Genomic DNA, 13,515 nt, shown 5'->3' with positions numbered 1-13,515 from the left:
CCGGTTATGATGCCGGGCAGGTCATGAGTACCAGCGCCAAGCCCCGGCTCGCTGGTCGGCAACCCTCCAGCCGCGGTGGGGTGCTCCGGGTGATGACCTGGCTCCCGAGAGCCGGGAGCAAGCGCGTAACAGGAGGTCGCCGACATGTGTTGTTGTTCGTCACCCACACACCGCTAACCCCTGCTGTACCGGCGAACACCTTCTTGGGAGCAAACCATGAGTGAATTCACCGCGCCCGGGGCCGAGCAGGACCCCGCGCAGTGGTCTTTCCGCACTGTGGGCATTCCGGATGCGCGCGCCGGTTTCGCGACGGCAGCGACGTGACCGTGGGTACCGAAGAGAGCACCCGGACCTCCGGCGCCGCCCTGCCGCCCCCGGATGGGCGGCTCGGCACCATCGCCATCGGCGATGTGCGGCTGGAGAACGGCGCGGTGATCCCGGACGTCCACTTGGCGGTACAGCGCTGGGGTGAGCTCTCGCCCGGACTGGACAACGTCGTGCTGGTCGAACACGCGCTGACCGGCGACTCGCACGTCGTCGGCAAGCCCGATGACGTGCACCCGATGCCCGGCTGGTGGGACGGCATGGTCGGGCCCGGCGCGCCGCTGGACACCGACGAATGGTGCGTGATCGCGACGAACGTGCTCGGCGGCTGCATGGGCAGCACCGGGCCCTCCAGTCCCGCCCCGGACGGAAAACCTTGGGGCGCAAGGTTTCCGGAGATCTCCATCCGCGATCAGGTGACCGCCGAGGCCGTTCTGCTCGACCTGCTCGGCATCGAGCGGCTGGCCGCCGTCGTCGGCGGGTCGATGGGCGGCATGCGGGTGCTCGAGTGGATGGTGGGCGAGCCGGAACGCGTCGCCGCGGCGCTCGTGCTGGCGGTCGGCGCCCGCGCCACCGCCGACCAGATCGGCACCCAGACCACTCAGATCGCGGCGATCAAGGCCGATCCGGACTGGCAGGGCGGCGACTATCACGGCACCGGCCGCGCCCCGACCACGGGCATGGCCCTGGCCCGCCGGATCGCGCACCTGACCTACCGCACCGAATTCGAGCTGGATCACCGGTTCGAGAACAAGCCCCAGGACGACGAGGACCCATGGAACGGCGGCCGCTACGCCGTGCAGAGCTACCTGGACCATCAGGCCGAAAAGCTCTGTAAGCGCTTCGATCCCGCCACCTACGTGCTGCTGACCGAGGCGATGAACCGCCACGACGTCGGGCGCGGCCGGGGCGGCATCGAGGCGGCGCTCGCGGCGACGCCGGTGCCGTGCGTGGTCGGCGGCGTCGACTCCGACCGGCTGTACCCGCTGCGGACCCAACAGGAACTCGCCGATCTGCTGCCCGGCTGCGACGGACTGGACGTGGTGCATTCACGCGACGGGCACGACGGATTCCTCACCGAGGCGGCGGCGGTATCGAAACTGCTGACCGAGACCATGCGGCTCGCCCGGGCCGTGGTGCGGCCCGAACACTGAACGGTTCGGCCGCCTGTCAGTGCTGAACAGTGTCTGGTGACGATCAGAGCGCCGTGCCTCGCCGCGCGGCTTCGATTCGGTTGATATTGGTTTCGATCCACTCCCGCAGTGCGGCGATCGGCGTGCGCAGGCTGTGGCCGAGTTCGGTGAGGGTGTAGTCCACCCGTGGCGGGATAGTGGGATGCACTGTGCGGCTGACGAATCCATCGTTCTCGAGTTGCCGCAACGTCTGCGTCAGCATCTTCTGGGAGATGCCGTCGATGCGGTGGCGCAGATCGGTGTAGCGCAGGGTGCCGTCGGCGAGCGCGTCGATGATGAGCACCGTCCACTTGCCAGCGATGTGGTCGAGAATCTCCCGTGTCGGGCACTTCGCGGAGTACACGTCGGCGGGCAGGCCGGAACTTTCGACGTAGGTGGACACCCATCGGAGTGTAGCGCACAAATTAGTGCCTACTTCCCATTGGAGTGTGACTCTCCGATAGTTAGAAATATGGAAATACAGACACTTTCGGTGGCCGACGCGATCCGTGGACGTCGCACGGTGCGGCACTATTCCTCCGACCCGGTGGCGCCCGAGCTGATCGAGGAGTTGCTCGAACTGGCGATGCAAGCGCCGAGCGCGTGGAATATGCAGGACCGATCGATCGTGGTGGTGACGAGTGAATCCGGCCGCGCCGCGCTGTCCGAGGCGGCGTTCGGCCAGCCGCAGCCGCAGGAAGCGCCGGTGGTGCTGGTCTTCGTCGCCGATGCCGCCGCTTGGCGAGCGGCCAACGCCGATATCGCCGAACTGGCCGGCCGCAACGGCGCGTGGAACGCCGAGTTCACCGCCTTGTTCGACGCACGCGCCGAGTACCTGACGCTGGAGCGGCACGGGCTGCTGCGGGAGAACGCCGTCAAGAACGCCATGATCGCCGCCACCTACGCGATGCTCGCCGCCACCGGACTCGGCCTGGCCTCGGCGCCGATGAACGGCTGGGATCCCGAGCTGGTGAAAAAAGCCATCGGCATCGGCGACCGCGAAGATCTCGCCATCGCGGTGCTGGTCACCATCGGCTACAGCGACATCGCCCCGCCCCATCCCGGACGCCGTCCGCGCGAGCAAACGGTTTTCGCCGAGCGATACCCCGCTGCCCGCTGACGCGAGGGCGGCCCGGCCGACGCCGGGTCGCCCAGCCCTCAGCCGACGCCGAGTGTGTTGATCGTGGCCGCGAGGAACAAGATGCTCGAGCCGAGCAGGGTCAGCGCGCCGACGTCGAACGGCTTGCTGCGCACCGCGAGCAACCCCACCCGAGCCGTCGGCAGGCACAGCCGGAACGCCGCCGCCAGCAACGTCGCCCCACCGAAGAAGAACGCCCCCCGCCGCCACCGATCGGACGCGACGAACACCACCGCCACCAGGATGACCAGCGTCACAACCACCATCGGCAGATGGGAACGCAAGAACTCCGTCCCCGGACTGCGTCGCCCGGCAACAGGCGTGTCGGCATCGGTCACCCCCCAATTCTTGCAGACTCCTCGCCCCCGGTCCGCCGGAGGACCTCCCCGTCTCCCGTGGTAACGAGTGGCACATTGCTGCGGCGAAACGCGGGTAGACGCCTCAGCGGTGTGCCACTCGGCGGGGCGCTCAGGTGGCTGGCCGAGAGACTTCGGCGTCGGTAGCGCGCGGCCGACCGGAGCGCTGCCTCGATCTCCCCGAGACCCGCTCCCGGCGACCGCCTGATTGACTAACACTCGTGTTTCATCTGATGTTCCACGAGCCGTGCATTCCGCCGAATACCGGCAACGCGATCCGGTTGGTCGCGGGGACCGGGTGTCATCTGCATCTGATCGAGCCGTTGGGATTCGATCTGTCGGAGCCGAAGTTGCGCCGGGCCGGGTTGGATTACCATGATCTGGCGGCGGTGACGGTGCACGCGAATCTGGCGGCGGCGTGGGAGACGTTGCGGCCGGAGCGGGTTTTCGCGTTCACCACGCAGGCCACCACCAGGTTCACGGACGTGGCCTACCGGGAGAACGACGTGCTGCTGTTCGGCACCGAACCCACCGGCCTGCCCGCGGAGGTGCTGGCGGACCCGCACGTCACCGACCGGCTGCGCATCCCGATGCTGCCCGGCCGCCGTTCGATGAACCTCTCCAACGCGGCCGCGGTCACCGTCTACGAAGCATGGCGCCAACTGGGCTTTCCCGGCGGCGTGTAGGCGTCGCCGTCAGGGCAGGTCGATCTCGAAGCGCTTGAAGCGCGAGGTCGCGCCCGCGACCAGCCGGACGGCGGACCTGGGAACTCCGTAGTGCTCGGCGAGCAATTCGATGGCCGCCCTGTTGGCTTTCCCCTCGACGGCGGGAGCCCGCACGTACAGGTGCAGACTACCGTCGTCGAGGGTTTCCACCAGTGGGCCCTTACGGCTGTTCGGCTTGATCGTCGCCCTTACCACCGTCGGCATTCTCGCCTCCTGCGCTGGTCTTCGCACCTTCCGCGGCGCTGCTCGCGGGCTCGGCGGGAGCCGGCGCCGATTCTTCCCTGCGCGGCACGGGCTTCCGACGCCGCACCAGCCGTACGGCACCCCACAACACAGCGGCCACCACCGCGAGGAAGCCGAGCCACGGAATCGCCTTGCCGCTGAACACGACCGCGTCCTGCAGCCAGTCCACCAGGGAGTTCCAGCCGGCGACGATGCCGTCCCAGAAATTGTCCGGGTCGTCGCCGGACCCCTTGTGATCGGTGGTGATCTCGATGGTCAGCGTGGATAAGGCGACCTGGTCGTCGAGGCGCCGCTTCTGCGCGGTGAGGCTGTCGAGTTCACCTTGGCGGCCCGACAGCGCCTGCTCGGCGGCGAGCAGGTCGGAGGTGCTGGTGGCGCCCGCGATGAGCGCGCGCAACCGGTCCACCGAGGCTTGCAGGGCCTTGATCCGCGCGTCCAGGTCCTCCCACTGCATGGTGACGTCGTCGCGGTTGGTGGTGATCCGGGTGACCTGCCCGACCCCGCCGAGGCCCGAGATGAACGCGTCTGTCTTGTCCGCGGGCAGGCGGACGACGAGCGTGGCAGTGGGTTCGGTGTCATCGGTGCCCGGCTGCTCGGTGCGGCTGTCGACCCGGCCACCCGCGGCGCGCACCTGGTCGAGGACCGTGCCCGCCGCGGCGACCGGCGCGTCGGCGGTGATCTCGATGCTGCCGGTGACCACCTCCTTGCGCGTGGTCACCGGTTCGCCGCCGGAGTTGTCCCGCTTCGGGGGCGCCAGCTCGTGCGCCCCCGGCGGCACGATCGCGGGGGCGGCGGGCCCGGTCATCACCGTCGAAGACCGGTCCCGAGCGGGTGTCGCGCGATCGTCACCGCACCCGGCGAGCAGAACCAACCCCAGCACGCCGACACACAGCACAGCAAGCTTCCTCATGCCTGGCACAGTAGCCGTTTACGCTGCGCGGACGGCCCCGCATAACGGTTTCCTAGAGCGCTTCTAACACTTCCTTAAAGCAACCGGCTCAACGGAAGTCGCGCGATTTGGACGTCATCCGCAGATCCATGCGCTGCAGATGTTCGGCGACCACGCTGACCACACCCTCGGCATTCTGCACCCGGCCGCGAATGAGCAGGGCGGCCGCGCCCTGGGCGAGGCGCCGGTAACGCCGCCACAGCCCCAGCGAACAGACGATGTTCACCATGCCGGTCTCGTCTTCCAGATTGAGGAAGGTGACGCCTTCCGCGGTGGCGGGACGCTGCCGGTGGGTCACCGCGCCGCCCACCAGTACCCGGGAGCCGTCGGGCACCGTGAGCAGGCCGGAGGCCGGTACGACGCCGAGCGCGTCCAGCTGCGGGCGCAGGAACTCCGTCGGATAGCTGCCCGGCGAGACGCCGGTGGCCCACACGTCGGCGGCCGCCAGCTCGAGATCGCTCATCCCGGGCAGAGCGGGTGCGGTGGTGGCCGCGCCGGTACCGGGCAACCGGTCCGGGCGCTCGCCCGCGGCGGCGCCCGCCGCCCAGAGCGCTTCGCGGCGGGTGATGCCGAGGCTGCCGAGCGCGCCCGCCGTGGCGAGCGATTCCGCCTGCGCGACAGTGAGTTCCACCCGGCCGGTCAGGTCGAGGAAGGACGTGTAGGGCCGCTCGCCCCTGGCGGCGACAATGCGTTCGGCGAGGTCGTCGCCGATCTGGCGGATCGCGGCGAGACCCAGGCGCACCTCGGTGCCCTTCGCCTCGAGCGTTGGCTCGGCCCGGCTGGCATTGACGTCCGGACCGTGCACCGCGACCGCGTGCCTGCGCGCGTCGGCGACCAGCGACTGCGGCGAGTAGAACCCCATCGGCTGGGCGCGCAGCAGACCCGCGCAGAAGGCGGCGGGATGATGCAGTTTGAACCAGGCCGAGTAGTACACGATCGCGGCGAAACTCTGCGAATGACTCTCCGGGAAGCCGAAATTCGCGAAGGCGTAGAGCTTCTCGTAGATCCGGTCGGCGACTTCGCCGGTGATCCCGTGCCGCTCGCGCATGCCCCGGTAGAGCCGGGCCTTGAGACGCTCCATGCGCTCCGGAGACCGCTTGGAACCCATGGCCCGGCGCAGCTGATCGGCCTCGACGGCGGTGAATCCGGCCACGTCGACGGCCATCTGCATGAGCTGCTCCTGAAACAGCGGCACGCCGAGCGTGCGCTCCAGCGAATTCTTCAGCGCCGGATGGTCGTAGACGACGTCCTCCACGCCGTTGCGCCTGCGGATGTAGGGATGCACCGACCCGCCCTGGATCGGGCCTGGACGGATCAGCGCCACCTCGACCACCAGGTCGTAGAAGCTGCGCGGGCGCAGCCGGGGCAGGGTGGCCATCTGCGCGCGCGACTCGACCTGGAAGACGCCGACCGAGTCCGCGCGCGAGAGCATCTCGTAGACTTCGGGCTCGGCCAGGTCCAGCGCGTGCAGTTCGACGGTCTGCCCTTTGTGCTCGCGCACCAGGTCGATCATGTAGTGCAGCGCGGAGAGCATGCCGAGGCCGAGCAGGTCGAACTTCACCAGATCGATGGCTGCGCAATCGTCCTTGTCCCACTGCAGGACGCTGCGGCCGGGCATGCGCGCCCATTCCACCGGGCAGACGTCGGCGATCGGCCGGTCGCAGATCACCATGCCGCCGGAATGGATGCCCAGATGCCTCGGCAGGCCCTCGATATCGGCGGCCAGTTCCAGCACCTCGGCGGGGATGTCGGTGTTCGTCTCGGCGCCGACGCCCGTCCAGCGGCTCACCTGCTTGCTCCACGCGTCCTGCTGGCCGGGGGAAAACCCCAGCGCCCGTGCGGCATCCCGGACCGCCGACTTGCCGCGGTAGGTGATCACGTTGGCCACCTGCGCGGCGTATTCGCGGCCGTACTTGCGGTAGACGTGCTGGATGGCCTCTTCCCGGCGGTCGGATTCGATGTCGACGTCGATGTCGGGCGGACCGTCGCGCTCCGGGGAGAGAAAACGCTCGAACAGCAATTGGTTGCGAACCGGGTCGACATTGGTGATGCCGATGGCGTAGCAGACCGCCGAGTTGGCCGCTGAACCGCGACCCTGGCACAGGATGTCGTTGTCCTTGCAGAAGCTGACGATGTCGTGCACCACCAGGAAGTAGCCGGGGAACTCCAGCTTGTCGATCACCGCGAGTTCGTGCTCGATCTGCCGGTAGGCCTCCGGGTTCTGCTCCGGGGTCCCGTAGCGCGCCGCGGCGCCTGCCATGGTGAGCTCGCGCAGCCAGGACTGTTCGTCGTGCCCGGCGGGCACGTCGAAGGGCGGCAGGTGCGGGGCGATCAGCTTCAGGTCGAAGGCGCATTCGCGGGCCAGGGCCGCCGCGTTCGCCACCGCTTGCGGGCAGTCGGCGAACAACCGCGCCATCTCCGCCCCGGACCGCAGATGAGCGCCGCCCACCGGGGCCAGCCAGCCCGCTATCTCGTCCAGGCTCCGTCTGGCCCGGATCGCCGCGAGCGCCATGGCTCGGCGACGCCGGCTCGGTGCGGCGAAATGCGCTCCGGTGGTGGCGAGCACGGGCAGGCCGACGCGATCGGCCAAGGCGATGAGGCGCGCGTTGCGCTCGTCGTCCTCCGGGATGCCGTGCTGAGTGAGTTCCACGCTCACCCGATCGGCGCCGAAGCGGTCGGTCAGCTCACGCAGCGCCGATTCCGCCTGTTCGAGGCGGGTGCTGCCGGCGCGCAAGTCGCGTTCGAGCGCCTGGCGCAGGTGTCCCTTCCGGCACCCGGTCAGGATCTGCCAGTGCCCCTCGGCCGCCGCGGTGAGCGTGTCCAGGTCGTAGCGCAGAATGCCTTTCTCTCCGGCGGCCATGTGCGCGGCGGCGATCTCGCGGGAGAGCCTGCGATAGCCCTCCTGACCGCGCGCCAGCACCAGCAGATGCGGTCCTGCCGGGTCCGGCGCGCCGGTGCGGGGCGCCGAGTCGGGGGCGACGGCGTGCCCGCGCGCGGCGCCGGGGACGTGCGGTTCGGGTGCCGCGCCGAGGGACAGTTCGGCTCCGAAGACGGTGGGCATCCCCCATTCCTTGGCCGCCTCGGCGAAGCGGACGGTGCCGTAGAAGCCGTCGTGGTCGGTGAGCGCGATCGCCGTCAGGCCGAGCCGCACCGCCTCCTCGACCAGTTCCTCCGGCGGGCTGGCGCCGTCCAGGAAGCTGTAGGCCGAATGCGCGTGCAGCTCCGCGTATGGCACCGGCGGCTCTTCTGCGCGCCGCACCGGCTCGGCGTGGTATTCGCCGCGCTTACGCGACCACGCCGGGCTGTCGCCGCCGTCGCCCGGATACATCGCGTCGGGGTTCGTCCGCCCGGGCCGCCCGGACAGCACCCGCTCCATCTCCGCCCAGCGGGGCGGACCGTTGCCCCAGCCCACAACTCACCTCCTCGCCTCGAACATACATTCGAAGTGTGGCGATGTACAGGCAGGTCAGGCCACCGAGAGGCGTTCGACGGAACCGGCCGCCAGCGCGGCCTCGATGCCCTTCAGCCGAGTGCGGATCAGCGCGCCGTAGGCGTCGGAGGCGAGGACGTCGAGATGCCCGCGGGCGATCGCCAGCTGCATCCTGGCCACTTCGAATTCGCCGACCCGGCGATGACTGTCGGCCAGGTTGAGATAGAGCGAGGGCAAGAAGCCGCGCAGGCCTTCGTCCAGCGGCACGCCGGGCCCGAATACCGCGGCCAACGCGCGCTGATCCCAGCGCAGCGCCTCGGCGGGCTCCTTTTGGAGATCGGCGAGATGATGGGCGACCACGCAGCGCTGCAACGCTCCGCCGTGTTCGCCGAGTTCGTCCCAGAGCTTTTCCAACGCCCGTCGCCCCGCCGCGGGGTCGACGCCACCGAGCCGCACCGCGGCAAACACCTCCGCCATCCGATCGTCCGACATGCGCCGAGTATCGCACATATGTTCGAACGTTTCGAGAGTTGTTCGACGCGTTTCGCGGCCCCGAAAACCCCATGCCCGTGCGGTTCTCGAACACGCCGGCACGACGCTCCGCCGGAGGGTGGAGCGTCCCGGGTGTGATCGAGGCCACTTGGCACCGAACTTACTTCGGAGTAAGTTCATGGCCACCAGACCTGCAAAGGAGCAGCGATGACCGACGCATCCGCTGAGCCCACCCGGCGCCACAACCGCGATCTCACCGGACGGCACGTCCTCATCACCGGAGCATCCTCCGGCATCGGCCGGGCATCGGCGGCGGCGGTCGCGGGCAAGGGCGCCACCGTCTTCCTGCTCGCGCGCCGGGGCGAGGAACTCGCCGCCGTCGTCGACGAGATCCGGGCGGCGGGCGGCTCGGCCTACGGATATTCCTGCGACGTCACCGATTCCGAATCGGTCGACCACGTGGTCGAGACCATCCTGGACGAACACGGCCACGTGGACATGCTGGTGAACAACGCGGGCCGCTCGATCCGCCGTGCCATCCACCGCTCCACCGACCGGCTGCACGACTTCGAACGCACCATGGCCGTCAACTACTTCGGCGCGCTGCGGCTGACGCTGGCCCTGCTGCCGCAGATGCGGGAACGCAAGTTCGGGCACATCGTCAACATCAGCAGCGCGGGCGTGCAGATGGCCATGCCGCGATTCTCGGCCTATCTGGCCAGCAAGGCGGCGCTGGACAAGTTCACCGAGGTGGCGGCCGTCGAGACCATGGCCGACGGCGTCACGTTCACCACCATCCACATGCCGCTGGTGCGTACCCCGATGATCACCCCGAGCGGGGAACAAGGCCCCGCCGAGTCACCCGAGTGGGCGGCCGCGACCATCGTGCGCGCGCTGACCGAACGGCCCAAACGCATCGACGTGCCGCTGGGCACCATCGCCGAGTACGGCGCGCTGCTCACCCCGAAGATCCGCGACCGCGTCCTGCACCGCTACTACCGCGCCCTACCCGACTCCCCCGCGGCCAAGGGCGAACCGAAACCGCCTTACGAACCAGTCGAACCAGCCGCTGCGCTCCCCGCACCCCGCACCCGGTCGACCGCACGCCGCGTCACGGGTACCGCATTACGGCGCGCCGCCCGCTGGGTGCCCGGCACCCATTGGTGAACCCCGCGGAATCACGCCCGCCGTCCCCGTGCAGACGGCGCTTTCGTCGCGCGACTGCGGGGGCGCGACGTGGTCAGCCCGCCAGGAACGGACGGACGGCGGCGGCGAATTCCCAGTAGCGGTCGCGGTGGATGCTGTGGCCGCAGGTGAAGGTGGTCACCGTGCAGTCAGCGAGGCCGGCTTGCAGGACGGTGAGCTTCTCCGGGTCGACCATGCCGCCCGGGCCGCCGCACAACACGAGGGTGGGCGCGGTGATGTCGGAGAGCCGGTCCCACCATTCGGGGTTCGGCTTGCGGAACTGTTCGAGCGCCGTCTTCGTCATGGATCGGTCGAACGCGAGCACCGCGCGCGGATGCCGGACCAGGCTCGATGTGGCGTGCCACAGTTCGGGCACGGTGGGAAAACGGCGGGTCAGGTGGACTTCCTCGGCGCCGGACTGCAGGGGCAGCGGGCACTCCTCCATGACCAGCCTGCGCACCAGTTCCGGCCGGTCCTGCGCCACGCGCGAGACCGCGTAACCGCCGAGCGAATGCCCGACCAGGTCCACCGCGGGCAGCTCCAGCTGGTCGCACAGGCGGAGCAGATCGTCGCCGAAGTCGTCGAAGAGGTAGGAATCGGTGTGTGAGCTATGGCCGTGTCCGCGGAGATCGGGGATGATCACCCGGCGCCCGGACCGCACGAGAACGCGCGCGAACCGGTCCCACGTATGCCCGTCGCCGCCCATACCGTGCACCAGCATCACGGGGATGTCGCTGACCGCGCCAACCCCCGAATCCCGGTAGGCGATCCGCACGTCTCCGAATGTCACCTGGCCAAGCCTCAGATCCACGACCAACGAGGATACCGGCAGTCATGCACCGACTCCGCACGGTGTAGCGCTGATCACCCACCGTAAAAGCGCAGTTCCAGCGGCACTTACCGAGACCGGGCATCGATACGTCGCGAACTGGGTTGTCCACGTCCGCTTTTCGAGCAGCACGGTAAATGCCTGGCGCGGGCGCGAACTCGGAACAATACTCGCGGCATGCCCTCCTTCGCCGATTTCGACCGCCGCGACTACCGCACCGTCGACGTGGCCACGGGGTACGACGGCTGGGCGCCCACCTACGAGCAGACGGTCCTGGACGAGATGGATCTCGCTCTGCTCGGGCGGTTGCGCCTCGACCTCGGCCGAGTGCGGCGCGCGGCCGACCTCGGCTGCGGCACCGGCCGGACCGGAACGTGGCTGCGGGAGCGCGGGATAACGCACATCGATGGGGTCGACGTGAGCCAGGGGATGCTGGCGCTGGCCGCCGAACGCGGCGCCCACACCACGCTGACCCGCGCGGACGTGCGGGACACCGGCCTGCCCGACGGCGCCTACGACTTGGTGATCGCCTCGCTGATCGATGAGCACCTACCGGAGCTGACGCCGTTCTACGCGGAAGCAGGGCGCCTGGCCGCACCGGGCGCGCGATGCGTCCTGGTCAGCTACCACCCGCAGTTCATCATGGTCTCCGGAATGCCGACGCACTACACCGATCCGTCGGGTGAACCGGTGGCGATCAGCACCCACTTGCACTTGATCAGCGACCACCTGTCGGCCGGCTTGGCCGCAGGCTGGGTGCTCACCGAAGTAGCCGAGGCCCTGGTGGACGACGCCTGGCTGGCCCGCAAGCCGAAATGGGCCGCCCTGCGCGGGCATCCGTTCACGCTGGCGACAGTGTGGTCGCGCCCGGAGTGAATCCGCTTCCATGCCGGTGTCCCGGCGGAGGATCGCGAGGTACTCGTGCCGCTCGTGCAGAAGAGCCGCCGGACCGGGGCGCGGCGACGGCGGCAGCACCTGATCTTTCCAGTCGAACAGAGCCGGTGCCGATTGATCACGCTGTTCTGCCGTGGCGTACCGCGGGTCATCAGTCGTAAAGTCCTTCGGCGCGCCAAGTTTCGTCGTGATAGACCAGCAGCAGCACTTTGCCTGCCGCTGGAGCGTCATCGAGTTGGACCTGTGCGCGGGCGGTGAACTCCGTGTCGTCCGAATCGGGTGCCCACCAGCGTTCGTCCATCGGCCAGGGGCCCGCCCAGCCGGTCAGCCGCCACTGTTTGCTCCCCCAGCGCAGCAGTGCCGGGTCGGCGTCGAACAGGGCACGGTCGGTGACTTTGACGAGCGCGCCGTCGGCGGTTTCCAGCCGCACCGGCGGACGGTTCAGCAGGATCACGGCGGGGGCGGGCTCGGGCAGGCGTCCCGGCCAGGGTTGTGCGGGGTCGGCCACGGGGACGAGTTCGTCACCCAATGTGACCATGGTGATGCGGTCGGCGGGTCCGCGTCCGCCGCTCAGCACGCCGACGCGCACCGATTCCCCGCCGAGCAGCCCCTGCACCCGGATCAGCGCGCGCCGGGCACGCTCGTCCTCTTCGCCGTCTCCACCCCACAACCCGAGTTGCAGCGCGCCCGCCGTGACCACCTCGACGGGTTCCAGCCGCAGCACGATGATCGGCGCGGTGGGTCGCGCACCGTCGCGCCGGGTGAGCCAGCCGTCGAGCTGCCAGCGCACCCGATCGGCCGTACCCTCCGGGGTGAGCGGCTCGGCGCAGCGCCAGATCCGCGAAAGGTCCTCCCCCGCCGCTGTTTCCGCGTGCACCGAAAGCCTGGTGCAGGCCAGCCCGGCATCCGCTAGCGCGCTGTGCAGCCGGGTGGCGAGCAGGCGTCCGGCGAAGGCGGCCGCATCGACCCGCTCGATCGGCGGATCACAGCGGTACTCCACCACCAGATCCGGCGGCGGCTGCCGCGCGGACGGCGGACGCTCCGGCTCGGCCCTGGCACAGCGATGCGCGAGCACGGCGTCGGTCCCGAACCTGGAGGTGACCTCCGCCGCGGAGAGCGCGGCGAAATCCCCGATCCGGCGCAAACCCAAGCGGTGCAGCAGATCGACCAGATCGGCGCGTTCCGGGGCGGCCAGGCTCGGCTCGACCGCGAGCTCCCCGACCGGCAGCGGCGCGAGAAAGCGCGCTCCCGCCCCCGCGGGCACGATCGCGGCGCGCCGGGCGGCGATCACCGCCGTGGACAGCTCGTCGGCGATCCCGATCTGCGCCTCCGCACCGGCCACGGCCACCGCGTCGACCAGACGCTCGGCCGCCGCCTCCTCGGACCCGAAGAACCGCGCCGCACCGCGCGCGGCGAGCACGAGCAAGCCGGGGCGTAGCACCTCGACTCCCGGCACCGTCGCGGCCACCGCCGCCACCACCGGCTCGAACAGTCGCGCGTCGCGATCCTGATCCTGTTGCGCGAGAAACAACTCGGGACACCGCGCCTGCGCTTCTCGGCGTTTCAAGCCGCGACGCACCCCTTCGGCTCGCGCGATCGCCGAACAGGCCACCACCCGGTTGGCGAACAACACCGCCACCGGCCGCGTCGCGGGCAGTCCCGCCACCGCCGCCGCGGCGACCGCTGGCCAGTCCGGGCACCACAGGGCCAGCACCCGCTTCGACCCAGGCCGGATCACGGCGCCGCACGGCCTTCCATCCACGGTTCCCGGCGGCAGG

13 protein-coding genes and 1 riboswitch are annotated in these 13,515 nt (G+C 69.8%); of the genes, 5 read left to right on the top strand and 8 right to left on the bottom strand.

Annotated elements, in window-relative coordinates; all coding sequences use genetic code 11:
* Nucleotides 1–19: 19 nt before the first annotated feature.
* A riboswitch (SAM riboswitch) is annotated at nucleotides 20–130 on the top strand.
* 190 nt (nucleotides 131–320) lie between these two features.
* Nucleotides 321–1,478 (top strand): homoserine O-acetyltransferase MetX, encoded by a 1,158-nt coding sequence (gene metX, locus NNI01S_RS18655; RefSeq protein ID WP_063021390.1) that lies wholly within the window; start codon nucleotides 321–323, stop codon nucleotides 1,476–1,478.
* A gap of 43 nt (nucleotides 1,479–1,521) precedes the next feature.
* Here metX and NNI01S_RS18650 read toward each other — a convergent pair whose 3' ends face one another.
* On the bottom strand, nucleotides 1,522–1,899 hold the full coding sequence (locus NNI01S_RS18650) for a winged helix-turn-helix transcriptional regulator (protein ID WP_063021389.1): 378 nt from the start codon (nucleotides 1,897–1,899) through the stop codon (nucleotides 1,522–1,524).
* Between the two features lie 69 nt (nucleotides 1,900–1,968).
* Between NNI01S_RS18650 and NNI01S_RS18645 the strand changes: the two genes are divergently transcribed.
* Nucleotides 1,969–2,616 (top strand): nitroreductase family protein, encoded by a 648-nt coding sequence (locus tag NNI01S_RS18645; RefSeq protein WP_063021388.1) that lies wholly within the window; start codon nucleotides 1,969–1,971, stop codon nucleotides 2,614–2,616.
* Between the two features lie 38 nt (nucleotides 2,617–2,654).
* Here NNI01S_RS18645 and NNI01S_RS18640 read toward each other — a convergent pair whose 3' ends face one another.
* A complete protein-coding gene (locus NNI01S_RS18640) occupies nucleotides 2,655–2,900 on the bottom strand; it encodes a DUF3017 domain-containing protein (protein WP_084488970.1) in 246 nt (81 codons plus the stop codon).
* Between the two features lie 311 nt (nucleotides 2,901–3,211).
* On the opposite strand from NNI01S_RS18640, the gene NNI01S_RS18635 reads away from it, so the two are divergent.
* Nucleotides 3,212–3,676: a tRNA (cytidine(34)-2'-O)-methyltransferase gene (locus NNI01S_RS18635; protein ID WP_063021386.1), complete on the top strand. Its 465-nt coding sequence runs from the start codon at nucleotides 3,212–3,214 to the stop codon at nucleotides 3,674–3,676.
* Nucleotides 3,677–3,685: 9 nt separating this feature from the next.
* On the opposite strand, the gene NNI01S_RS18630 is transcribed toward NNI01S_RS18635, so the two are convergent.
* The 4 genes from NNI01S_RS18630 to NNI01S_RS18615 form a co-directional block, all read right to left on the bottom strand.
* The gene (locus tag NNI01S_RS18630; RefSeq protein ID WP_063021429.1) at nucleotides 3,686–3,919 is read right to left on the bottom strand and encodes a DUF167 domain-containing protein; all 234 of its coding nucleotides are present in this window, start codon (nucleotides 3,917–3,919) and stop codon (nucleotides 3,686–3,688) included.
* Nucleotides 3,876–4,868: a DUF4349 domain-containing protein gene (locus NNI01S_RS18625; protein WP_063021385.1), complete on the bottom strand. Its 993-nt coding sequence runs from the start codon at nucleotides 4,866–4,868 to the stop codon at nucleotides 3,876–3,878. Before NNI01S_RS18625 ends, NNI01S_RS18630 begins: the two co-directional genes overlap by 44 nt.
* 88 nt (nucleotides 4,869–4,956) lie before the next feature.
* Nucleotides 4,957–8,319, bottom strand: coding sequence for an error-prone DNA polymerase (locus NNI01S_RS18620; RefSeq protein WP_063021384.1), 3,363 nt, complete (start codon nucleotides 8,317–8,319; stop codon nucleotides 4,957–4,959).
* Nucleotides 8,320–8,373: 54 nt separating this feature from the next.
* On the bottom strand, nucleotides 8,374–8,829 hold the full coding sequence (locus NNI01S_RS18615; protein WP_063917554.1) for a hypothetical protein: 456 nt from the start codon (nucleotides 8,827–8,829) through the stop codon (nucleotides 8,374–8,376).
* A 207-nt stretch (nucleotides 8,830–9,036) separates the two neighbouring features.
* Here NNI01S_RS18615 and NNI01S_RS18610 point away from each other — a divergent pair, with 207 nt between their 5' ends.
* Nucleotides 9,037–9,996, top strand: a complete 960-nt coding sequence (locus tag NNI01S_RS18610) for an SDR family NAD(P)-dependent oxidoreductase (protein ID WP_063021383.1) — start codon at nucleotides 9,037–9,039, stop codon at nucleotides 9,994–9,996.
* Nucleotides 9,997–10,069: 73 nt separating this feature from the next.
* Here the strand turns inward: NNI01S_RS18610 and NNI01S_RS18605 are convergent, their stop codons facing one another.
* Nucleotides 10,070–10,825 (bottom strand): alpha/beta fold hydrolase, encoded by a 756-nt coding sequence (locus tag NNI01S_RS18605; protein ID WP_063021382.1) that lies wholly within the window; start codon nucleotides 10,823–10,825, stop codon nucleotides 10,070–10,072.
* A gap of 195 nt (nucleotides 10,826–11,020) precedes the next feature.
* On the opposite strand from NNI01S_RS18605, the gene NNI01S_RS18600 reads away from it, so the two are divergent.
* Complete coding sequence (locus tag NNI01S_RS18600) at nucleotides 11,021–11,719, top strand: class I SAM-dependent DNA methyltransferase (RefSeq protein WP_063021381.1); 699 nt, start codon at nucleotides 11,021–11,023, stop codon at nucleotides 11,717–11,719.
* Nucleotides 11,720–11,888: 169 nt separating this feature from the next.
* On the opposite strand, the gene NNI01S_RS18595 is transcribed toward NNI01S_RS18600, so the two are convergent.
* Nucleotides 11,889–13,472, bottom strand: a complete 1,584-nt coding sequence (locus tag NNI01S_RS18595) for a DNA polymerase Y family protein (protein ID WP_063021427.1) — start codon at nucleotides 13,470–13,472, stop codon at nucleotides 11,889–11,891.
* Nucleotides 13,473–13,515: the final 43 nt, after the last annotated feature.

The organism is Nocardia niwae NBRC 108934 = DSM 45340, assembly GCF_001613465.1.
GTDB classification, from domain to species: Bacteria; Actinomycetota; Actinomycetes; order Mycobacteriales; family Mycobacteriaceae; genus Nocardia; species Nocardia niwae.
This window is presented reverse-complemented; position numbering and strand designations above follow the sequence as displayed.